The sequence below is a fragment of the Kaistia geumhonensis genome (assembly GCF_030815145.1).
GTDB lineage: Bacteria > Pseudomonadota > Alphaproteobacteria > Rhizobiales > Kaistiaceae > Kaistia > Kaistia geumhonensis.
On the sequence record NZ_JAUSWJ010000001.1, the window covers coordinates 3,795,512 to 3,816,174 of the forward strand.

The window sequence follows — 20,663 nt, forward strand, 5'->3', positions numbered from 1 at the left end:
GCGATGACCACAGCCAACGTCACCGCCGTCCTCTATCTCGTTTCCGGCGTCCTGTTCATCATGGCGCTGCGCGGGCTTTCGAGCCCGGCGACCTCGCGCCAGGGCAATCTCTACGGCATGGTCGGCATGGCCATCGCCATCCTGACCACGCTGGTGCTCGCCGCCCCGAGCAGCGGCCTCGCCTGGACGCTGATCATTCTCGGCCTCGGCATCGGCGGCGGCATCGGCGCCGTCGTCGCGCGCCGCATCGCCATGACGGCGATGCCGCAGCTCGTCGCCGCCTTCCACAGCCTTGTCGGCCTCTCGGCCGTCATGGTCGCCGCGGCGGCGCTCTATGCCCCGGCGGCCTTCGGCATCGGCGAGGTCGGCGACATCCATCGCCAGGCGCTGGTCGAGATGAGCCTCGGCGTCGCCATCGGCGCGATCACCTTCACCGGCTCGGTCATCGCCTTCGCCAAGCTCAACGGCAACATGTCGGGCAAGCCGATCCTGCTGCCGATGCGCCATCTCATCAACATCGCGCTGGCCGCGCTGCTGGTCCTGCTCGTCGTCGCGCTGGTCGTGACCGGAAGCCCGGTCTGGTTCTGGCTGGTGGTGATCGTCAGCCTCGTGCTCGGCGGCCTGATCATCATCCCGATCGGCGGCGCCGACATGCCGGTCGTCGTCTCGATGCTCAATTCCTATTCGGGCTGGGCGGCGGCGGGAATCGGTTTCACGCTCGGCAACACGGCGCTCATCGTCACCGGCGCGCTGGTCGGCTCGTCGGGCGCGATCCTCTCCTACATCATGTGCAAGGCGATGAACCGCTCGTTCATCTCCGTCATCCTCGGCGGCTTCGGCGGCGAGACGGCGGCGGCGGGCGGCGGCGTGGTCGAGCAGCGGCCGGTCAAGCAGGGCTCGGCCGACGACGCGGCCTTCATCATGAAGAATGCCTCGAAGGTCATCGTCGTGCCGGGCTACGGCATGGCGGTGGCGCAGGCCCAGCATGCCGTGCGCGAGATGGCCGACAAGCTCAAGGCGCATGGCGTCGAGGTCAAATACGCCATCCATCCGGTGGCAGGCCGCATGCCGGGCCACATGAACGTGCTGCTCGCCGAGGCGAACGTTCCCTATGACGAGGTGTTCGAGCTCGAGGACATCAACTCGGAGTTCGCGCAGGCCGACGTCGCCTTCGTCATCGGCGCCAACGACGTGACCAACCCGGCCGCCAAGACCGACAAGTCCTCGCCGATCTATGGCATGCCGATCCTCGACGTTGAGAAGGCGGGAACGGTGCTGTTCGTGAAGCGCGGCATGGGCTCGGGCTATGCCGGAGTCGAGAACGAGCTGTTCTTCAAGGACAACACGATGATGCTCTTCGCCGACGCGAAGAAGATGGTCGAGAGCATCGTCAAGGCGCTCGACTGACACGGCTCTCGACTGACATGCCGATCGCGGACGGCGAGCCCATTGCCGTCCGCAGGCTGGGAGCGGCGGACTTCGTCGCCTGCCGCAGACTGAGGCGCGAGTCGGTGACGCTCGCGCCGTTCGCCGTCCTGACGATGCCTTCCTGACGACGCCTCTCGAGAACGCCGCGACCTCCGACGAAGAGGTGCTGCGGCGCCTCGCCCATGCCTGGCCCTCCGCCGTCTTCGGCGCCAACGAACGCGAGAAGAAGCACCGTCGCGGCACGCTCTGGGGCGTATACGGCCAGCGGCCCATCGCGGCCGCGGCCTGCGCGTCGACTCGTCCTCGCCGTCATCGACCATGCGGCGAAGCACGCGCGATTTCTCGACGCGGACGTATCGGGGGAAGGTACCGAGGCGCGGGCGCTCCATGCCGGTCTAGTGGTCACGATGGGCCGGGGCGCCCTGCGGCCGGTCAGCTCAGTCGAATTTCTTCGTTTTGCCGGCAGCTTCATCTATAGTGGCAAAATGAATGGCAAGAGGGTGCCATGAAAACCTTCGACCGCAGAGGACTGATGAAGGGCGGACTCGCAGCCGCGGCCCTGATGGGCGGGGCTGGACGTGCCTTCGGCGAGACTAGCTCACTTTCGGACCTCGGAACCTCGCTTGTATCGTCGCCAGAGGCGACGATCTACTTGGCGGGCGAGATTGTTACAATGGATCCCGTTCGTCCGTCGGCCAACGCGGTCGCCGTCGTGAACGGCCGGATCCTCGCGGTCGGTTCGCTCGACGACATGCGGCTCATTTTCGGCGATCAGCCGCATCGCATCGACGACAGGTTCGGGGACAAGGTCGTCGTGCCGGGCTTCATCGCACAGCACGATCACCCTGTCCTCGCCGCCCTGACCATGTCGTCGGAAATCCTCTCCATCGAGGACTGGGTGCTGCCGTCCGGCACGGTCCGCGCCGTCAAGGACAAGCGGGACTTCATCGAGCGCCTGACGAGGGCTGCGAACGCGCGGAGCGATCCGAACGAGCCGCTCGTGAGCTGGGGCTATCACCCGGCCTTCTACGGCCCGCTGACACGCGAGGACCTGGACGCGGTCAGTTCCGAGCGCCCCATACTCGTCTGGGCGCGTTCCTGCCACGAGATGATCCTCAACGGCGCGGCCCTTGCCGCCGGCGGCGTGACGCAGGCGGTCGTGGACGGGTTCGACGATACGTCCCGCAAGCAGTCCAATTTCGACGAGGGGCGGTTCTGGGAGCAGGGGCTGTTCGCCGTCCTGCCGCACATCGCGCCCCTGGCCGCGACGCCCGAGCGGCTGCGCGCGGGGCTCGAGCTGAGCCGCGACTACATGCACGCCAAGGGGATCACCTTCGGAAACGAGCCCGGCGGGATTCTCTCAAAGCCTGTGCAGGACGGGGTAAACGCGGTCTTCTCGAGCCCCGACATGCCCTTCCGCTGGTCCTTTATCGTCGATGCCAAGAGCCTCGTCGCCGCCCACGACGACGACGCCGAGGTCATCGCCCGGTCGGAGGCGCTTGCCTCCTGGTATGGCGGAATGACGAGCCTCGCGCCGAGGCAAGCCAAGCTCTTCAGCGATGGCGCGATCTACTCGCAACTCATGCAGGTGCGCGAGCCCTATCTCGACGACCACCATGGCGAGTGGATGATGGACAAGGCGCTCTTCGAGCGGGCCTTCCGCATCTATTGGGACGCCGGCTACCAGCTTCATGTTCACGTCAACGGGGATGCCGGACTCGATCGCGTGCTCGACACGCTGGAGGCGAACCTGCGGCGTAATCCACGCTACGATCACCGGACCGTGATCGTGCACTTCGCGGTGAGCGCCTTCGAGCAGGTCGAGAGAATCCGCAACCTCGGCGCAATCGTCAGCGGCAATCCCTACTACGTCACGGCGCTCGCCGACCAATATGCGGAGGTCGGCCTCGGCCCTGCGCGCGCGGACGCTATGGTGCGCCTCGGAGACCTGTCGCGCGCGGGCGTGCGCTGGTCCCTGCATTCCGACATGCCGATGGCGCCGGCCGATCCCCTGTTCCTGATGTGGTGCGCTGTCAACCGCGTGACCGCGTCGGGCCGCGTCGCCGCCCCCGATCAGAGGATCTCGGCGGAGGAGGCTCTGCGCGGCGTGACGATCGAGGCGGCCTACTCGCTGAAGATGGAGAGCGAGATTGGCAGCCTCGTGCCGGGCAAGCGCGCCAACATGACGATCCTCGACCGGAATCCGCTGGCCGTGGCCCCCATGGAGATCCGTGACATCGCGGTCTGGGGAACCGTGATGGAAGGTCGCGTGATACCCGGCTCGAAAGGCAAGCGGGATGCCTCGGCAGTGCCCGCGGGTCCCGGGGGGACCGCACCGGCGTTCGACCGGGCGGCGCTGCGGCACGCGCTGAATGTCGTGCACGCTCATCGCTGAGCCAGGTCGGCCGCAGCCTCCCGGCCGGCGAGGAGCGTCTCCGATCGTCCCGATCCGGCACGAAGCGAACGCCCCGCCTGACCGAGGCGAACGACTGCTGTCCAGTCCGAGGTTGCCTCATCCAGGTGCCCGAGGTCAGCGTCGTGAGTCGGGCGGCATCGTGTCTGGCACGCTTGCAGGGCCGCCGGGCCCTGTCGCGCAATAGGCCCTCTGCGCGCGCTCCCATGAACCGTTCCTGCCATCGTCAGATCGTTGGCCGCGCCGGACCAGTCGCCGCCATGATGGCGTTCGTCCACGTGCTGTTTGCGCCGGGAAGCGCGATCCGAGCACGCGAAACGAGCTTCTGGCGCGTTGTAGTTGGAGGCGATGCGCTGGAGACGGGTTCGGTCTGCGTCACTTACTGGAACGGAGAGTCCGGTACGCATCCTACAAAGTCGCACGGCGCGAAGGGGCGGAATCTCTAAAAACGGCCCCGTCCGTCTCGGTCCCACCACCAGGTTTCGGGCTATACCGCGTCGTGCCAAGCGCGCAGTTCGCCGTGGGTGCCTTCCACGACGATATCCTGATCGGACTTCTGTTCGACCGTGCGAGGGCCTGACCCGCACGGCCCGATCGATGGATTCTCTCAGGTGCCCTGCTGCGGGGCCGTGCGGCGCATGCCGTCGCGGGCCGGAGCGTAGTTCGGATTGATGATCTGTGCCCGCGCGAAGGCGTCATGCGCCTTTCCGGGTTCGCCGAGCTTCTCGAGCGCGAGACCCTGATAGGTCCAGCCGAGATAGGACTGCTTGTCCTTGCGCACCGCGATGTTGAAGTCGTCCAGCGCCGCCTTGTAGTCGCCGATCGCGAGATAGGAGAGGCCGCGCGAGAGATAGGGGTCGATCTGGTTTGGCGCGTAGGTGGTCGCGGCCGTCAGGTCCGAGATCGCGTCGTCGTGGCGGTTCTGGCTCTGATAGATCAGGGCGCGGTTGTAATAGCCCTTCGGATCGTTCGGCTCGAGCTGGACCGCCTTGGTGAGATCGGCGAGGGCGAGGTCGACCTGACCCTGCGAACGATAGAGATTGGCGCGCCCGACATAGGCGTCGCTGTAGTTCGGATTGATCTGGAGAGCGGTGTTGTAGTCGGCGAGGGCCTGCTGGTCCTGCTTCAGCCGGCGCTCGACCAGCGCGCGGTTGGCATAGGCCTGATAGAAGTTCGGATTGAGCTGGATGGCCTTGTTGAAGTCGGCCATCGCGTCCTGATACTTGCCGGCGCGGCCGAAGGCGGTGCCGCGGACATTGTAGGCCGAGGCATCGGTGGGGTTCTGGCCGACGACATCGCTGAGCGAGGCGATGTTGGTCGGCGAGGCCGTCGCCGGGTCGATCCCCGCTTCCGGTCCGCCCATGCCCGTCGAGGACTGGCATGCCGCGAGCGCCAGCGCGAAGAGGCCGGCCGAGGCGAGGCTCGCCCCGCGCACGAGGCTGGTCTTCGAGGTAACCGTCGGCGTCAAGAGGCTCATCCGGATATCCTTTCGGCCGCGCTGTCGCGGAGCAGAAAACAGAACAAGGGCAACGGGCACCGCAGCGGCGGGCTCGTTACCCTCGATCAACAGATAGGGCGCAGCAAGTGGCCGGACATCTCCGGCCGCCGATCACGCCGACGCGGCTCAGTGCCGGCCCTTGGCCGCAGCCTTGGGGGCAGCGACGATGCCGAGCTCGCGCTGGGCCTTCTTGCGAGCCAGCTTGCGGGCGCGGCGCACGGCCTCCGCCTTCTCACGGGCGCGCTTGACCGACGGCTTCTCGTAGAAATCGCGCAGCTTCATCTCACGGAAGATGCCTTCGCGCTGCATCTTCTTCTTGAGGACCTTGAGCGCCTGGTCGACGTTGTTGTCGCGAACGAGTATCTGCACGCGGTTGCGTCCTGTCTTGATCCGAAACGGATGGTCGTTTTTCCCCGGCGAGGCGCCGAGGGCCATCGCCCGCCGGTCATCCCCGTCCCGATTCCGGCGCTCTCATAGCAGATGACCCAAGGGGCGTCAAAGCGTCTCGGCCAGGAAAATGGCGGATTCTCTCGTGTCGCGGCCGGCGCGGCGCGGCTATCAATCGACGCTCGTAAACCAGCGAAGGAGCGGCATCGTGAAGCTCGAAAACAGGGTCGCCATCGTCACCGGAGGTGCCAAGGGAATCGGCTATGCCATTGCCGAGCGTTTCCTGGCCGAAGGCGCGCGGGTCGTCGTCGCGGACATCGACGCCGATGCCGGCGCCGCGGCGATCGAGCGGCTGGGATCGCTCGGCGCCTGCCGCTTCGTGCGCACCGATGTCGGCAACCGCGACGATGTCGCCAATCTCGTCGCGGCCGCGCTCGATTTCGGCGGCGAGATCGACATCCTCGTCAACAATGCCGGCATCGTCGCTGCCGGCGACTTCCTCGACGTCTCGGAAGAGGATTTCGACCGCGTCTTGCGCGTCAACCTGAAGGGCGCCTTCCTCTGCGGACAGGCCGTGGCGCGGCATATGGCCGAACGGGTCGATGCCGGCGGCGCGCCCGGCGCGATCGTCAACATGACGTCGGTCAACGCGGTGTTCGGGCTGCCGAACCAGGTGCCCTACACGGCGTCGAAAGGCGGCCTCATGCAGCTGACGCGTGCGATGGCGGTCTCGCTGGCGCCGCGCGGCATCCGCGTCAACGCGATCGGGCCGGGCTCGATCGCAACCGACATTCTCGCCAGCGTCAACAACGACCCGGAGGCGAAGCGGCGGCTGCTGTCGCGCACGCCGCTCGGGCGCATCGGCGAGCCGTCGGAGATCGCGGCGATCGCCGTGTTCCTCGCCTCGGACGATGCCAGCTACGTCACGGGCGAGACGATCTATGCCGATGGCGGCCGTCTCGCCCTCAACTACACGGTGCCGGTGAAGGCGTGAGGCCCGCGCCTCCCGCCCTCATGCCCGCGAGGCTCAGAGGTCCTCGTCGTCCTCTTCGACCGGACCCTTGAGCGACTTGAGCTTCGCGAACACCGCGTCGGCGTCGAGCTCTTCTTCCTTCGGCTCTTCGGGGCGATAGGAGCGGAGCGCCGCGGCGGCGAGCGCGTCGGCAGCGGTCGTCTCCTCGGGGCGCAGCAGCGTCTCGCCGTCGGGGGTGTACTCGCGCGGCGGGGCGCTCTTGGCGGCCTTGTCGACCTCGAAGTCGAGATCGATCTGCGAGCAGAGGCCGAGCGTCACCGGGTCCATCGGCGTCAGGTTGGTCGAGTTCCAGTGGCTGCGGCCGCGGATCGAGTCGATCGTCGGCTTGGTCGTGCCGACGAGGCGCATGATCGCCGCGTCCTTCAGCTCGGGATGATTGCGCAGCAGCCAGAGGATGGCGTTGGGGCGGTCCTGGCGGCGCGAAACGGGCGTGTAGCGCGGTCCCTTGCGCTTCTGCACCGGCACGCGGACCTTGGTGTCGGCCATCTTGAGCTTGTGCTTGGGATCGCGCTGGGCACGGTCGATTTCCTCGCGCGTCAGCTGCCCGGTCAGCACGGGGTCCAGACCCTTGATGGTCTGGGCGGACTCGCCATCGGCGATCGCCTTCACCTCGAGCGGGTGCAGCTTGCAGAATTCGGCGATCTGGTCGAACCCGAGCGAGGTGTTCTCGACGAGCCAGACGGCGGTCGCCTTCGGCATCAGCGGGATGTTCGACATAAGTCTCTCCTGATCGCCCGCCCGGCTGGCGAGCCGGATGGGCAGCATGTCGTCTGAATGACGGGGATCACCGCTATATAGACCGCCGCCTGCCTCGAATCAAACACGGCGTCACCTCCGGTCCAAAGAAGAAGGGCGCGGCGGAGGCCGCGCCCTTCTCCAAGAGAGCCTTCGAGATCAGTTGGCGGGCGCGGGTGTCGCCGGTGCGGCAGGCGCAGGCTCTGCGGGAGCCGGCGTCGCGGGCGCGGCGGGCGCCGGAGCGGTCTCGGTTGCGGCAGGAGGCGGCGGCGCGGGCGGGGCGACGGCGCGAGAACTCCACCAGAACCATGCGACGACGATCACGACGATGACGACGACGACCCAGATCCATGTATTTTGGCGTTGCATGCCGTTCCTCCTTGCTGTTTGTGGCTCACGGCCCTGTATTCATAGCCGATTCACGGCGATCGACGAAGAGCTTGCTGCATCGCCGACTTGACGCGTGCATGCAGCGGACGGCGAGGCGCCGGTCCACTGCTGTAAACGGGGCGATCAGGCGCGGTCGCGGTAGATTTCAGTGCAACATTTATTGAGATGCACGGACCGGCCGATCTCGGCGACCCAGTCGAGCGGGATGTAGTGATGGACACCGTCCGGCGAGTCGTCGCGCGTCAGGCGAATCTCGTTTCCCTCGGCGAGCCCATCCACGCGGCCGACGCGATTGCCGCGTGCATCGAGAACCAGCATGCGATGGGAGATCGGCAGGTGGAGGTTTCTGAGGGTCATGGTCATGGCGTTCTCCTTCCCGAAAGACCCAATTCGGGAAGGGCCGATTGGTTTCACGGCTCAGATCGTGAGAACGATCTTTCCGACATGCCCCGAGCTCTCCATCCGCCGATGCGCCTCTGCGGCGTCGGCGAGGGGGTAGGTGCGGTCGATCACCGGGCGAACCTGGCCCGATTCGACCAGCGGCCAGACATGGCGGCGAACCTCGGCGGCAAGACGCGCCTTGAATGCGTCCGGGCGGGCCCGCAGCGTCGATCCGGTCCAGGTGAGACGCTTCACCATCAGCCGTTGGAAATCCGCCTCGATGCGTGAGCCGCCGAGAAAGGCGATCTGCACGATGCGCCCGTCGAAAGCGGCAGCGGCGATGTTGCGCGGCACATAGTCGCCGCCGACCATGTCGAGGATGACGTCGGCGCCCTTGCCGCCGGTCGCCTCCAGCGTCGCCGCCACGAAGTCCTCGCGCCGGTAGTCGATCGCACGGCTGGCGCCGAGCCTGACGCAGGCGGCGCATTTCTCGGCCGAGCCCGCCGTTGCGAGCACGGTCGCGCCGCGCGCCGCCGCGATCTGGATCGCCGTCGTGCCGATGCCCGAGCTTCCGCCATGCACCAGCAGCGTCTCGCCTGCCTCGAGGCGGCCGCGCTCGAAGACATTGTGCCAGACGGTGAAGACGGTTTCTGGCAGCGCGGCGGCCTCGACCAGCGATAGACCGGCAGGGACGGGGAGGGAGGACCCGGCGGGCGCGAGCGCGAAGGCCGCATAGCCGCCGCCCGATACCAGCGCCGTGACGGCATCGCCGACGGCGTGGCCCTCGACGCCCGCTCCGAGTGCCGCGATCTCGCCGGCGACCTCGAGGCCGGGCAGGTCGGACGCGCCGGCCGGCGGCGGATAGCCGCCCCGCCGCTGGAACACGTCGGGCCTGTTGACGCCCGCCGCGGCGACGCGGATCAGCACTTCGCCCGGCCCGGGCCTCGGCACCGGACGCTCGACGACCGTCAGTACCTCGGGGCCGCCCGGCTCGCGGATCGCCACGGCGGTCATGGTTTCGGGCAGCGCATCCATCTGGTGGTCCTCTCGTCCAGGCGGCTCGACGCAGCCGCTGCCGCTCCCTAATCTCTGGTCGACGAGCCTTCGAGACAAGCATGTGGAGGAGGGAAAGCTCATGGCCCTGTTCGACGATCCGCCGCGCGAGAAGCCGCAACCGCACAGGATCGGCGAGGATCTCGCAGCGCTTTCGATCGACGAACTGGAGGCGCGGATCGCGCTTCTCGACGCTGAGATCGCCCGTCTTCGAGAAGCGATTGCCGCCAAGACGGCGTCGCGATCCGCCGCCTCGTCCTTTTTCAAGCGTTAGGGTTTCGTTAACCTTTACGTGCGATTATGGACCTTGCCTGCAATTGCAGGTCCGAGCGGGGCCTGTCCGCTCTGTCTCCCTCCCTCCCTGTTGGCCTATAAGAGCCGTCGTTTTCAGCGGCTCTTTTTTTGCGCCGGCTTCCGGTCACGCGGCAGGATTCCCTTAGCGGTTCGCTGCCATGCTGTCCGGAACGACGCCACGGCCCCTCTCGGGAGACGACACGCTTGATCACGACCGACGAAACGGCCGAAGGCCACGGCGCTCAGCCGATCGTGTTCGGCCGCCGCCTGGCGCATTCCGACACGTTCAAATCGCTGTTCCGCGAGGGGATGGCGCTGGTCGAGGAAACCGCCGGCTATCTCGACGGCGACGGGCGGTCCGAATCGCGCGAGCTTTCGCGCGGGGCATCGCTCGGCTACGCGACCGAATCGATGCGCCTCACGACGCGGCTGATGCAGATCGCCTCCTGGCTGCTGCTGCAGCGCGCCGTGAACGAGGGCGAGATGACGGCCGAGCAGGCGGGGCAGGAGAAGGCGAAGGTCCGGCTGCGTGGCTACAGTTCCGCCGTCACCGGCCCGGCCTGGGAGGAACTGCCGGAGCGGCTACGCGACCTCGTCGAGCGGTCGGTGCGGCTCCAGGAGCGGGTGATCCGGCTCGACGACGCGCTGTCCGGCGCGCTGCCCGAGCCGGCCGCCGACAATCCCGTCAGTCATGCGCTGGGCCGGCTCGCCCGCGCCTTCGGCGGCGCTGACTGAGGCTCCGTCGTACCGCCTCTCACCGATCCACAAACGAAAACCCCGGCCAGCGGCCGGGGTTTCGATTCGTGCGAGGCGTTTCGCCGGCGATCAACTGCCGATGAAGCCCTTGAACTTGTTGTTGAAGCGCGAGACGCGGCCGCCGCGGTCGAGCAGGCGCTGGTCGCCGCCGGTCCAGGCCGGATGAGTCGTCGGATCGATGTCGAGATTCATCCGCGCCCCTTCCTCGCCATAGGTCGAGCGGGTCTTGTACTCGGTACCGTTGGTCATCACGACCGTGATCCAGTGGTAGTCGGGATGAATGTTCTTCTTCATCGCTCGGTCCTCAGAAGGGCGTCGTTTCGGGACCGCTCGGCTCGTTGCCGCGACGACCCTTCGGCCATGTGAATGGGAATGCGGCCGCCCCATGGACGGCCGCTCGTTCGGGGCGACGATATAGCCCACCCCCACCCGGCGCACAAGGGCCGGCCGCGGCTTGAATCGGCCGATTCCCTCATGCAACTAAGCCGCAGCCGGCAAAGACGCGGGGACCGGGCGCGAGGACAGGACCAATATGGCGGATGGCACGAGCGCGACGGTGGAAGGGGAGGGGCGCCGGCGCCGGTCGATGCGGCCGCTCGGCATGCTTCTGCCGTATCTCATGCGCTACCGCGCGCAGCTCGCCGCGGCCGGCCTCGCCCTGATCGCGGCGGCCGGCGCGACGCTGACCGTTCCCATCGCCATACGCCGCATGATCGACCACGGCTTCAACGCCGACGATGCCGCGGCCATCAACACCTATTTCCTCGCCCTCATCGCCGTCGTCGCCGTGCTGGCCGCCGCATCGAGCCTCCGCTTCTATTTCGTCAGCTGGCTGGGCGAGCGGGTCGTGGCCGATCTGCGCGCCGACGTCTTCCGCCATCTGACGGCGCTCGGCATCGACTTCTTCGATCGCAACAAATCCGGCGAGATCGCCTCGCGGCTCACGGCCGACACGACGCAGATCAAGGCGGTGGCGGGCGCCAATGTCTCGATCGCGCTGCGCAATCTCGTGATGTTCGCCGGCGCCATCACCATGATGGTCGTCACCAGCCCGGGGCTCTCCGGTCTCGTGCTGGTCGCGCTGCCGATCGTGGTCCTCCCGCTCGTCGCTTTCGGCCGCCGCGTACGGCTGCGCTCGCGCAAGGCGCAGGACATGCTGGCCGATGCCTCGGCCTATGCCAGCGAAGCAATCGGTGCGATGCGCACCGTGCAGGCCTTCACCGCCGAGGCGTCGGTCGCCGGCCGCTTTGCCCGCTCGGTCGAAGCTGCCTTCCATGCGGCGCGCAGCTCGACCGCGGCGCGTGCCGCGCTCACCGCCTTCGGCATCTTCATGGTGTTCTCGTCCATGGTCGCGGTGCTCTGGTGGGGCGCGCAGGATGTGCTGGCCGGCCGCATGAGCCCCGGCACGCTCGGACAGTTCCTCTTCTATGCCGTCATCGGCGCCGGGGCGCTCGGCGAACTCAGCCAGGTCTGGGGCGACATCGCCAATGCCGCGGGTGCGGCCGAGCGGCTCTCGGAAATTCTCGACGAGCGGCCGAGCATCGGCGCGCCGGCATCGCCGCTGCCTCTTCCCGCGCCGCTGCGCGGCGGCGTCAGCTTCGAGCGGGTCACCTTCCGCTATCCTGAAGGCGGCGGCGCGACTGCGCTGCACGGCGTCGATTTCGCCGTCGCGCCGGGCGAGCGTGTCGCGGTGGTCGGCCCGTCCGGGGCCGGCAAGTCGACGCTCTTCAATCTGATCCTGCGCTTCTACGATCCCGCGTCGGGCCGCGTCCTCGTCGATGGCGTCGACCTCGCCCGCCTCGATCCGATCGAATGGCGGCGGCATGTCGCCATCGTGCCGCAGGATCCGGTCATCTTCGCCGCCAGCGCCAGCGAGAACATCGCCTTCGGCGCCGGGTCGACCAGCGAAGCCGCCATCCGGGCGGCCGCCTCCGCGGCCCATGCCGACGGCTTCGTGACGGCGCTCCCGAAGGGCTACGAGACCGAGCTCGGCGAGCGCGGCGTGACGCTCTCGGGCGGGCAGCGCCAGCGCATCGCCATCGCCCGCGCGGTGCTGCGCGACGCGCCGCTTCTCCTCCTCGACGAGGCGACCAGCGCCCTCGACGCCGAGAGCGAGGCGGCGGTGCAGCAGGCGCTCGACCGGCTGATGGAGGGGCGCACGACGATCGTGATCGCGCACCGGCTCGCGACCATCCTCAAGGCCGACCGCATCCTCGTCATGGAAGACGGCCGCATCGTCGAGCAGGGCCGCCATGACGAACTCGTCGCGGCCGGCGGTCTCTATGCGCGCCTCGCAAGGCTACAGTTCCGCGCCGACGCGGCGTGACGGCCGAGGGCGCAACCTGTCCTGTCACGACGTCCCCCTCTCCAACTCCCCCACAAGGGGACAGGGGCCGATCGCAGCAGCTGAACCGGCTTGCCTGCAGCCCGCGTTGGAGCCGGCTGCCGCTCCCTCTCCGGCGCAGTGGAGGAGGGCTGGGGAGGGGGCTCTTCCCGCGTTGAAGCCCGCGCGTTTACGCTACCGCTCGGTGAGCTTCAGCTCGATGCGGCGGTTCTTGGCGTTGGCCTCGTCGGTCGTGCCGGGCTCGATCGGCTGGAACTCGCCGAAGCCGGCCGCGACCAGATGTTGCGGCTGCACGCCGCGGTCGATCAGGTAGCGCACCACCGCGATGGCACGGGCCGACGACAGTTCCCAGTTGTTGCGGAATCGGCCCGAGCCCGAGAGCGGGCGGGCATCGGTGTGGCCGTCGACGCGCAGCACCCAGGCGATTTCCGGCGGGATCTCGCCCTCGAGCTGCTTCAGCGCATCGGCCAGCTTGTCGAGTTCGGCCTTGCCCGCCTCGTTGAATTCGTCCGAGCCGGAGGGGAACAGCACTTCGGACTGGAAGACGAACCGGTCGCCGACGACGCGGATGTCCGGCCGGTCGCCGAGGATTTCGCGCAGGCGGCCGAAGAAGTCCGACCGATAGCGCGAGAGTTCCTGCACGCGCTGGGCGAGGGCGACGTTGAGGCGCTTTCCGAGATCGGCGATCTGCGCCTGGCTCTCGCGGTCGCGCTTCTCCGAGGCGCCGAGCGCATCCTCGAGCGCCGCGATCTGGCGGCGCAGCGCCGCGATCTGCTGGTTGAGGATCTCGACCTGCGACAGCGCCTTCTGGCTCACCACCTTCTCGTTCTCGAGCGCCTTGGTGATGATGGCGATCTGCCCGTCTGCCGAGCCCGCGGCGGCGGAGGCGCTGTCGGCGGCGCCCTTGAGACGATCACGCTCCGCCGCGGCGGCGGCGAGCGAGGCGCGGACATTCTGCAGCTCGTCGGTCAGCTCCTGCTTGTTGGAGCGCTCCATGGCGAGCAGCTCCGTCAGGTCGGCGATCTGCGCGTTGAGACGGTTCAGCACTGTGTCCTTGCCGGTGATCTCGCGCGTCTGGAGATATTGCAGCAGCGCGAAGATCGACAGCAGGAAGATGAAGACCAGCAGGAGGTTGGAGAGGACGTCGACGAAAGCCGGCCAGACGTCGCTTCTCGCCTCGCGGCGGCGGGCTCGCACGGCCACGAACTAGCCCCCCGGCGTCGGCTGCTTCAGCGCGCGGGCGATGACCTCCAGCAATTGCTGGATGTCGCGCTGCTGGTCGGCCTGCTGCTCCACCCAGCCGCGCACCACCTGCTGCTCCGACCGCATGTGCTGGACGAGGCCCTGGATGCCCTCGGCGAGATTGGCCATGGCCGCGGTCGCACGCTGCGAGGAACCGGGTGTGCCGACGCCTCCTTCCTGAAGCGCCGCCGTGAGCCGCTCGACCGCGAGGCGGAGGTCGTCGCCGGAAGCGGCACGGTCCGTCATGTCGAGCATGGTCGGGTCGAGATCGGTGACGGTCGCTAGCCAGTCCTCGAGCTCGGTGTAGAACTTGTTCTGCGCCTGGCCGGCCTGGAGATCGAGGAAGCCGAGGATCAGCGAGCCGGCGAGGCCGAACAGCGAGGACGAGAAGGCGGTTCCCATGCCGGTCAGCGGACCCTGCAGGCCGGCTTTCAGGTCCTCGAAGATCACCGCGCTGTCGCCGGTGCCGACATTGAGGCTGCCGATCGCATCGGCAACGGCGCCGACCGTCTGCAGCAGGCCCCAGAAGGTGCCGAGCAGGCCGAGGAAGATGAGGAGCCCGGTCAGGTAGCGCGACGTGTCGCGATCCTCGTCGAGGCGCATCAGGATCGAATCGAGCACCGAGCGCATGGTCTGGGTCGAGATCGCCATGCGGCCGATGCGGTCTCCGAGGATGGCCGCCATCGGCGCCAGCAGCACCGGCATCCGCTCCATCTCGGACGAGCGGTCCGAGGTGCGGAACGAGTTCACCCAGCGGATCTCGGGGAAGATGCGGATCACCTGCCTGAATGCCAGCAGGATGCCGATCGCGAGCACCGCCAGGATGACGCCGTTCAGCGCCGGATTGGCGAGGAAGGAGGCATAGACCTGCCGGTAGAGGATCAGCGCGACGAAGCCGGCGATGATCAGGAAGATGATCATGCGCCAGAGATAAACCTGCGGGCTGGCCAGCCTGTAGGGATCGAAATCTCGTGCCATCGGTCGCGTCGGCCCGTTGCTCGAAGCTTGAGGATCGTTTCATCCTCTAGCGTGATTTGGCCGGCGATAGGAAGCAAATTGGACGGCCGGGCCCGATGATCAGGCCCGGCCGGGATGGCTGAATTGCGGCGCGGCGCCGCGAGGGGCGACGGCGCGTCAGGCCGCGACCTTCTCCTTCGCCTCGCTCCACTCGCCGAGCGTCGCGAGACCGTTCATCTCGGCGCGGTGCAGGAAGGCGGCGCGGCCGGCCTCGACATTCGCGTCCTTGCCGTCCCAGGCCTTGAGCGCGGCGGCCTGCAGCGCGCGGCCATAGGAGAACGTGATCTTCCAGGGCAGGCCCTTGATGCGGTTGATCGCCGAGAGATTGGCGGTCGCCTCCTCGTCGCCCTGGCCGCCCGAGAGGAAGGCGATGCCCGGCACGACGGTCGGCACGCTGGCATGGAAGACGGCGACCGTGCGCTCGGCGATCTCGTCGGCGCCGACGACCTGCCCGCTGTCCTTGCCGGGGACGACCATGTTCGGCTTCAGGATCATCGCGGTGAGGTCGACGCGCATGCGCACGAGTTCCTCGAACACGACGCGCAGAACTTCCTCGGTCACCGCATGGCAGCGCTCGATGTCATGCGTCGCCTCCTTGCCGTCCATCAGCACCTCGGGCTCGACGATCGGCACGATGTCTTCCGACTGGCAGAGCGCGGCGTAGCGGGCCAGCGCATGGGCGTTGGCATAGACGCAGCCGGAGGTCGGCAGCACCTTGGAGATGGCGATGGCGGCGCGCCACTTGGCGAAGCGGGCACCGAGGCGGCGATATTCGGCAAGGCGCTTGCCGAGCCCGTCGAGGCCCTCGGTGATCGTCTCGCCGGGGAAGCCGACCATCGGGATGGCGCCCATGTCGACCTTGATGCCCGGAAGCGAGCCGGCATCCTCGATCATCTTGACGAGCGGCGTTCCGTCCTTGGCGTTCTGGCGGATCGTCTCGTCGAACAGGATCACGCCCGAGATGTGATCGTGCATGGCCTTGGTGGCGCCGAACAGCATCTCGCGATAGTTGCGGCGGTTCTCCTCCGTCGAGGGCAGCCCGATCGTGTCGAACCGCTTCTTGATGGTGCCGGAGCTTTCATCGGCAGCGAGGATGCCCTTCTGCGGCACGACCAGGCGGCGGGCGATGTCCTGCAAGCTTTCGCTCATGCGTCGATCTCTTCCGGGATGGCGGACCGGCCGATCCGGACCGCTGGACCTGAATAACCCGGCCGTTTCGATTTTGCATCGCAAAATAAAACCGGCGAATGACAGTCCCGCGGCAGGATGAACCGTCCGTCACCTTGCGCTCGACTATGGCGCGGGCAGTTGATCAGGCGCGGCGCAGAACTTCGACGCCCGGCAGCTGCTTGCCTTCCAGCCACTCCAGGAAGGCGCCGCCTGCCGTGGAAATATAGGAGAAATCGCCCGCGACACCGGCCGCGTTGAGCGCCGCCACCGTGTCGCCGCCGCCGGCGACCGAGAGCAGATGGCCGTCGCGCGTGCGGGCCGCCGCGTGCTGCGCCGCAGCGAAGGTGCCGCGATCGAAAGGCGGAATCTCGAAGGCGCCGAGCGGGCCATTCCAGACGAGCGTCGCGGCGTCGTCGATGGCGGCGCGGACGCGCTCGATCGAGTGCGGGCCGATATCGAGCATCATGCCGTCGGCCGGGATCGAATCGACGGCGAAGGCCTGGCTCGGCGCATTGGCCTCGAAGCGCCAGGCGACGACCGCGTCAACCGGCAGGATGATCGCGCAGTTGGCGTTCTGCGCCTTTGCCATGATGCGGCGGGCCGTTTCGGCGAGTTCATGCTCGCAGAGCGACTTGCCGACCGAATAGCCCTCGGCGTTGAGGAAGGTGTTGGCCATGCCGCCGCCGATGACGAGGGCGTCGACCTTGGTAACGAGATTTTCGAGCAGCTCGATCTTGGTCGAGACCTTGGCGCCGCCAATGACGGCGATAACCGGCCGGCGCGGCGCGGTCAGCGCCTTGCCGAGCGCCTCGAGCTCCGCCTGCATCGAGCGACCGGCGAAGGCGGGGAGGTGATGGGCGAGGCCTTCGGTCGAGGCATGGGCGCGATGCGCCGCCGAGAAGGCGTCGTTGACATAGATGTCGCCGAGTTCGGCGAGCGCCGAGACGAAGATGGGGTCGTTCTTCTCTTCGCCCTTGTGGAAGCGCGTGTTCTCGAGCAGCAGCACGTCGCCGTTCGACATCTTGGCGATGGCGGAGGCGGCGTCGTTGCCGATGCAGTCATTGGCGAAGCCGACCTCGCGGCCGAGCAGCGTCTGCAGCGCCGGCACGACGGGGGCCAGCGACATGTCCGCCACGCGCTCGCCCTTGGGCCGGCCGAAATGGGCGAGAAGAATGGCCTTGCCGCCTCGCGACGAGACGTCCTTCACCGTCGGCAGGATGGCGCGGATTCGCGTGTCGTCGCTGACGATCCCGTCCTTCATGGGCACGTTGAGATCGACGCGGATCAGGACGCGCTTGCCCTTCACATCAGCGGAATCGAGAGTCTTGAAGGACGTCATGGCGTCATATCCCCGTTCGTCACGGGGTCCGGAGAGGCTCCGGACCCGGTTGTCGGAAGGCGTGCGGCCGCGGGCGATCAGATGGTCTTCGCGAAATAGACCGACATGTCGGCCATGCGGTTCGAGAAGCCCCACTCGTTGTCGTACCAGGCGAGCACGCGCACGAAATTGCCGTCGATCACCTTGGTCTGGTCGAGATGGAAGGTGGCCGAATGCGGGTCGTGATTGAAGTCGTGCGACACGTTTGGCTGGTCGGTGATCGCGAGCACGCCCTTCAGCGGACCGGCGGCGGCGGCCTTCATCGCGTCGTTGATCTCGGCGATGGTCGTCGGACGCTTGGTGACGAGCTTGAAGTCGATCAGCGAGACATTCGGCGTCGGCACGCGGATCGAGCTGCCGTCGAGCTTGCCCTTCAGCTCCGGGATCACGAGGCCGATCGCCTTGGCGGCGCCGGTCGAGGTCGGGATGGAGGACAGGGCCGCGGCGCGGGCGCGGTAGAGGTCCTTGTGCATCGTGTCGAGCGTCGGCTGGTCGCCCGTGTAGGAATGGATGGTCGTCATGAAGCCGTGCTCGATGCCGACCAGTTCCTGCAGCACCTTGGCGACCGGCGCCAGGCAGTTGGTCGTGCAGGAGCCGTTGGAGATCACGAGGTGGTCCTTCGTGAGGCCCTCGTGGTTGACGCCGTAGACGGCGGTGTAGTCGGCGCCGTCGGCCGGGGCCGAGACGATCACGCGCTTCGCGCCGGCCGTCAGATGGGCGGCGGCCTTGTCGCGGGCGGTGAAGATGCCCGTGCATTCCAGCGCGATGTCGACGCCGAGCTCCTTGTGCGGCAGCGTCGCCGGATCCTTGATCGCCGTCACCTTGATCGGCTTGCCGTCGACGACGATCGTGTCGCCCTCGACCTTCACGTCCTTCGGGAAGCGGCCATGCACCGAATCGAAGCGGAGCAGATGCGCATTGGTCTCGACCGGGCCGAGATCGTTGACCGAGACGACCTCGATGTCCGTCCGGCCCGATTCCACGATTGCACGCAGGATGTTGCGGCCGATCCGGCCAAATCCGTTGATTGCAACCCGCACCGCCATAGTCGATCTCCTGAAGTGGCGCCCCGCGCCGTCGTTGTCATGAGCGGCCGGGCTTCGCGCCCGGCCGTATCGATCAGGTGTTGGAATCGAGCCGCTTCAGCGCCGCCTCGGCGGCCGCGTCGGCGGTGATCCCGAAATAGGGATAGAGGGCCTCGATCGGCGCCGAGGCGCCGAAGCCGGTCATGCCGACGAAGAGACCGTCCGAACCGATGATCGCGTCCCAGCCCTGGCGGACCGCGGCCTCGATGGCGATCTTGACCTTCGAGTCGCCGATGGTCGCGGCGCGGTAGGCCTCGTCCTGCTCGAAGAACAGTTCGAAGCAGGGGACGGAGACGACGCGGGCCGTGCGGCCGGCCGCCTCGATCTTGGCCTTGGCATTGACGGCGATCTCGACTTCGGAACCGGTCGCGAACAGCGTCACGTCGGCGCTTTCCGGTCCGTCGATGAGATAGGCGCCGCGGGCCGACTTGTTCTCGGACGAATGCTGGACGCGCAGGACCGGCAGGTTCTGGCGCGACAGCGCCAGCAGCGAGGGCCGGTGACGGCTCTCGATCGCGATCTGCCAGGCCTCGGCGACTTCCACGGCGTCGGCCGGACGGAACACGTTCAGGTGCGGAATCGCACGCAGCGCCGCGAGATGCTCGACCGGCTGATGGGTCGGGCCGTCCTCGCCGAGGCCGATCGAGTCATGCGTCATGACATAGATGACCGGAGCGCCGGTCAGCGCCGAGAGGCGGATGGCCGGGCGGGCATAGTCGGAGAAGACGAGGAACGTGCCGCCATAGGGCATGAAGCCGCCATGCTGGGCGATGCCGTTCATCGCCGCCGACATGCCGAACTCGCGGATGCCGTAATGGATGTAGCGGCCCGAATAATCGTCCGGCGTCAGCGGCTTCTGCGGCTTGCCCCGGGTGAGGTTCGAGCCCGTGAGGTCGGCCGAGCCGCCCACCATCTCGGGGATCACCGCGGTCAGCATGTCGAGCGCCATCTCGGACGACTTGCGCGTCGCGACCTTGGGCTTCGTGTCCGACAGCGTGCGCTTGTAGGCCTCGATGGCGGATTCGAAGTTGCCCGGCAGCTCGCCCGCGAAGCGGCGCTTGAACTCGGACTTCTTCTCGTGGTCGAGCTTGGCGAACCGGGCCTCCCAGGCCTCGCGGTCCTTGATCCAGCGCTTGCCGGCCTCGTGCCATGCGCCTGCGACATCCTCGGGGATCTCGAAGGCCGGGTAGGGCCAGCCGAGCTTCTCGCGCGCGCCGGCGATCTCGGTCGCGCCGAGGGCGGAGCCGTGCGAGGCGTGGCTGTCGGCCTTGGTCGGCGCGCCATAGCCGATGATGGTGCGGCAGGCGATCATCGACGGCTTGTCGGAGGCCTTGGCGCGCTCGATCGCCGCGGCGACCGCCTCGCGGTCGAAGCCGTCGACATGCTCGGCGTTCCAGCCCGACGCCTTGAAGCGCGCAACCTGGTCGATCGAGGTGGCGAGATCGGTGTGACCGTCGATCGTGATGCGGTTGTCGTCCCAGAGGACGATGAGCTTGTTCAGCTTCAGATGGCCGGCGAGGTCGATCGCCTCGTGGCTGACGCCTTCCATGAGGCAGCCGTCGCCCGCGATCACATAGGTGTGGTGATCGACGACATCCTCGCCGAACTCGGCAGCGAGCATGCGTTCGGCCAGCGCGAAGCCGACCGACATCGCGAGACCCTGGCCGAGCGGGCCGGTCGTCGTCTCGATGCCCGTGGTGTGGAAGTTCTCGGGATGGCCGGGGGTCTTGGAGTGGAGCTGGCGGAACTGCTTCAGCTCGTCCATCGTCACGACGCTGGAGCCGAGCAGCTCGAGCACCGAATAGAGCAGCATCGAGCCGTGGCCGGCCGAGAGGATGAAGCGGTCGCGATCCGGCCAGTGCGGATTGGCGACGTCGAATTTCAGGAAGCGGTTGAAGAGCACCGTCGCGACATCGGCCATGCCCATCGGCATGCCGGGATGGCCGGACTTGGCCTTCTCGACGGAGTCCATGGCAAGCGCACGAATGGCATTGGCCATGCGCGCTTCGATGTTCGGATCAGTCATGGTTCGCTCTTCGCTCCAGAGGGGGGCAGAACC

The 20,663-nt window shown here is 67.6% G+C and carries 19 protein-coding genes; 6 read left to right on the forward strand and 13 right to left on the reverse strand.

Going from position 1 to position 20,663, the window contains the following annotated elements:
• The first annotated feature begins 3 nt into the window (after positions 1–3).
• On the forward strand, positions 4–1,407 hold the full coding sequence (locus tag QO015_RS17955) for an NAD(P)(+) transhydrogenase (Re/Si-specific) subunit beta (RefSeq protein ID WP_266283333.1): 1,404 nt from the start codon (positions 4–6) through the stop codon (positions 1,405–1,407).
• A 526-nt stretch (positions 1,408–1,933) separates the two neighbouring features.
• Entirely contained in the window at positions 1,934–3,823 is a 1,890-nt protein-coding gene (locus QO015_RS17960) for an amidohydrolase (RefSeq protein ID WP_307290762.1), read from the forward strand.
• Positions 3,824–4,448: 625 nt separating this feature from the next.
• On the opposite strand, the gene QO015_RS17965 is transcribed toward QO015_RS17960, so the two are convergent.
• The gene (locus QO015_RS17965; protein WP_266283335.1) at positions 4,449–5,318 is read right to left on the reverse strand and encodes a tetratricopeptide repeat protein; all 870 of its coding nucleotides are present in this window, start codon (positions 5,316–5,318) and stop codon (positions 4,449–4,451) included.
• Between the two features lie 147 nt (positions 5,319–5,465).
• Positions 5,466–5,708, reverse strand: a complete 243-nt coding sequence (gene rpsU / locus QO015_RS17970) for a 30S ribosomal protein S21 (RefSeq protein ID WP_266283860.1) — start codon at positions 5,706–5,708, stop codon at positions 5,466–5,468.
• Positions 5,709–5,934: 226 nt separating this feature from the next.
• Between rpsU and QO015_RS17975 the strand changes: the two genes are divergently transcribed.
• Complete coding sequence (locus QO015_RS17975) at positions 5,935–6,720, forward strand: SDR family NAD(P)-dependent oxidoreductase (RefSeq protein WP_266283336.1); 786 nt, start codon at positions 5,935–5,937, stop codon at positions 6,718–6,720.
• Between the two features lie 33 nt (positions 6,721–6,753).
• Here the strand turns inward: QO015_RS17975 and QO015_RS17980 are convergent, their stop codons facing one another.
• The 4 genes from QO015_RS17980 to QO015_RS17995 form a co-directional block, all read right to left on the reverse strand.
• Positions 6,754–7,476: a DUF1013 domain-containing protein gene (locus QO015_RS17980; RefSeq protein ID WP_266283337.1), complete on the reverse strand. Its 723-nt coding sequence runs from the start codon at positions 7,474–7,476 to the stop codon at positions 6,754–6,756.
• A 177-nt stretch (positions 7,477–7,653) separates the two neighbouring features.
• Positions 7,654–7,863 (reverse strand): hypothetical protein, encoded by a 210-nt coding sequence (locus QO015_RS17985; protein ID WP_266283338.1) that lies wholly within the window; start codon positions 7,861–7,863, stop codon positions 7,654–7,656.
• A gap of 144 nt (positions 7,864–8,007) precedes the next feature.
• Positions 8,008–8,247: a DUF2171 domain-containing protein gene (locus QO015_RS17990; protein WP_266283340.1), complete on the reverse strand. Its 240-nt coding sequence runs from the start codon at positions 8,245–8,247 to the stop codon at positions 8,008–8,010.
• A gap of 54 nt (positions 8,248–8,301) precedes the next feature.
• Positions 8,302–9,300 (reverse strand): NAD(P)H-quinone oxidoreductase, encoded by a 999-nt coding sequence (locus tag QO015_RS17995; protein WP_266283342.1) that lies wholly within the window; start codon positions 9,298–9,300, stop codon positions 8,302–8,304.
• Between the two features lie 100 nt (positions 9,301–9,400).
• On the opposite strand from QO015_RS17995, the gene QO015_RS18000 reads away from it, so the two are divergent.
• Both QO015_RS18000 and rcdA read left to right on the forward strand, forming a co-directional pair.
• On the forward strand, positions 9,401–9,592 hold the full coding sequence (locus QO015_RS18000) for a DUF1192 domain-containing protein (protein WP_266283343.1): 192 nt from the start codon (positions 9,401–9,403) through the stop codon (positions 9,590–9,592).
• A gap of 227 nt (positions 9,593–9,819) precedes the next feature.
• The gene (gene rcdA / locus QO015_RS18005) at positions 9,820–10,347 is read left to right on the forward strand and encodes a protease adaptor protein RcdA (RefSeq protein WP_266283861.1); all 528 of its coding nucleotides are present in this window, start codon (positions 9,820–9,822) and stop codon (positions 10,345–10,347) included.
• 90 nt (positions 10,348–10,437) lie between these two features.
• On the opposite strand, the gene rpmE is transcribed toward rcdA, so the two are convergent.
• Entirely contained in the window at positions 10,438–10,662 is a 225-nt protein-coding gene (gene rpmE / locus QO015_RS18010) for a 50S ribosomal protein L31 (protein WP_266283345.1), read from the reverse strand.
• 238 nt (positions 10,663–10,900) lie between these two features.
• On the opposite strand from rpmE, the gene QO015_RS18015 reads away from it, so the two are divergent.
• Positions 10,901–12,694: an ABC transporter transmembrane domain-containing protein gene (locus tag QO015_RS18015; protein WP_266283347.1), complete on the forward strand. Its 1,794-nt coding sequence runs from the start codon at positions 10,901–10,903 to the stop codon at positions 12,692–12,694.
• Positions 12,695–12,886: 192 nt separating this feature from the next.
• On the opposite strand, the gene QO015_RS18020 is transcribed toward QO015_RS18015, so the two are convergent.
• The 6 genes from QO015_RS18020 to tkt all read right to left on the reverse strand — a co-directional run bounded on the left by QO015_RS18020 (position 12,887) and on the right by tkt (position 20,630).
• Positions 12,887–13,915 carry a peptidoglycan -binding protein gene (locus tag QO015_RS18020; RefSeq protein WP_266283349.1) on the reverse strand — a complete coding sequence of 343 codons (1,029 nt, stop codon included), beginning with the start codon at positions 13,913–13,915 and terminating at the stop codon, positions 12,887–12,889.
• Between the two features lie 3 nt (positions 13,916–13,918).
• On the reverse strand, positions 13,919–14,932 hold the full coding sequence (locus QO015_RS18025; RefSeq protein WP_266283351.1) for a flagellar motor protein MotA: 1,014 nt from the start codon (positions 14,930–14,932) through the stop codon (positions 13,919–13,921).
• A gap of 156 nt (positions 14,933–15,088) precedes the next feature.
• The gene (locus tag QO015_RS18030; RefSeq protein WP_266283353.1) at positions 15,089–16,120 is read right to left on the reverse strand and encodes a class I fructose-bisphosphate aldolase; all 1,032 of its coding nucleotides are present in this window, start codon (positions 16,118–16,120) and stop codon (positions 15,089–15,091) included.
• Positions 16,121–16,283: 163 nt separating this feature from the next.
• Positions 16,284–17,480, reverse strand: a complete 1,197-nt coding sequence (locus QO015_RS18035; protein WP_266283355.1) for a phosphoglycerate kinase — start codon at positions 17,478–17,480, stop codon at positions 16,284–16,286.
• A gap of 77 nt (positions 17,481–17,557) precedes the next feature.
• A complete protein-coding gene (gene gap / locus QO015_RS18040; RefSeq protein ID WP_266283357.1) occupies positions 17,558–18,565 on the reverse strand; it encodes a type I glyceraldehyde-3-phosphate dehydrogenase in 1,008 nt (335 codons plus the stop codon).
• Between the two features lie 73 nt (positions 18,566–18,638).
• Positions 18,639–20,630, reverse strand: a complete 1,992-nt coding sequence (gene tkt, locus QO015_RS18045; RefSeq protein WP_266283359.1) for a transketolase — start codon at positions 20,628–20,630, stop codon at positions 18,639–18,641.
• Positions 20,631–20,663: the final 33 nt, after the last annotated feature.

What these genes read in the sequence shown, in the direction of transcription:
- QO015_RS17985 (WP_266283338.1), bottom strand. Translation starts at nt 7,863, where the DNA reads ATGCAACGCCAAAATACATGGATCTGGGTCGTCGTCGTCATCGTCGTG.
- QO015_RS17990 (WP_266283340.1), bottom strand. Translation starts at nt 8,247, where the DNA reads ATGACCATGACCCTCAGAAACCTCCACCTGCCGATCTCCCATCGCATG.
- QO015_RS18030 (WP_266283353.1), bottom strand. Translation starts at nt 16,120, where the DNA reads ATGAGCGAAAGCTTGCAGGACATCGCCCGCCGCCTGGTCGTGCCGCAG.
- QO015_RS17960 (WP_307290762.1), top strand. Translation starts at nt 1,934, where the DNA reads ATGAAAACCTTCGACCGCAGAGGACTGATGAAGGGCGGACTCGCAGCC.
- QO015_RS17965 (WP_266283335.1), bottom strand. Translation starts at nt 5,318, where the DNA reads ATGAGCCTCTTGACGCCGACGGTTACCTCGAAGACCAGCCTCGTGCGC.
- QO015_RS17995 (WP_266283342.1), bottom strand. Translation starts at nt 9,300, where the DNA reads ATGGATGCGCTGCCCGAAACCATGACCGCCGTGGCGATCCGCGAGCCG.
- rpmE (WP_266283345.1), bottom strand. Translation starts at nt 10,662, where the DNA reads ATGAAGAAGAACATTCATCCCGACTACCACTGGATCACGGTCGTGATG.
- QO015_RS17980 (WP_266283337.1), bottom strand. Translation starts at nt 7,476, where the DNA reads ATGTCGAACATCCCGCTGATGCCGAAGGCGACCGCCGTCTGGCTCGTC.
- QO015_RS18035 (WP_266283355.1), bottom strand. Translation starts at nt 17,480, where the DNA reads ATGACGTCCTTCAAGACTCTCGATTCCGCTGATGTGAAGGGCAAGCGC.
- QO015_RS18015 (WP_266283347.1), top strand. Translation starts at nt 10,901, where the DNA reads ATGGCGGATGGCACGAGCGCGACGGTGGAAGGGGAGGGGCGCCGGCGC.
- QO015_RS17955 (WP_266283333.1), top strand. Translation starts at nt 4, where the DNA reads ATGACCACAGCCAACGTCACCGCCGTCCTCTATCTCGTTTCCGGCGTC.
- tkt (WP_266283359.1), bottom strand. Translation starts at nt 20,630, where the DNA reads ATGACTGATCCGAACATCGAAGCGCGCATGGCCAATGCCATTCGTGCG.
- QO015_RS18000 (WP_266283343.1), top strand. Translation starts at nt 9,401, where the DNA reads ATGGCCCTGTTCGACGATCCGCCGCGCGAGAAGCCGCAACCGCACAGG.
- gap (WP_266283357.1), bottom strand. Translation starts at nt 18,565, where the DNA reads ATGGCGGTGCGGGTTGCAATCAACGGATTTGGCCGGATCGGCCGCAAC.
- QO015_RS18025 (WP_266283351.1), bottom strand. Translation starts at nt 14,932, where the DNA reads ATGGCACGAGATTTCGATCCCTACAGGCTGGCCAGCCCGCAGGTTTAT.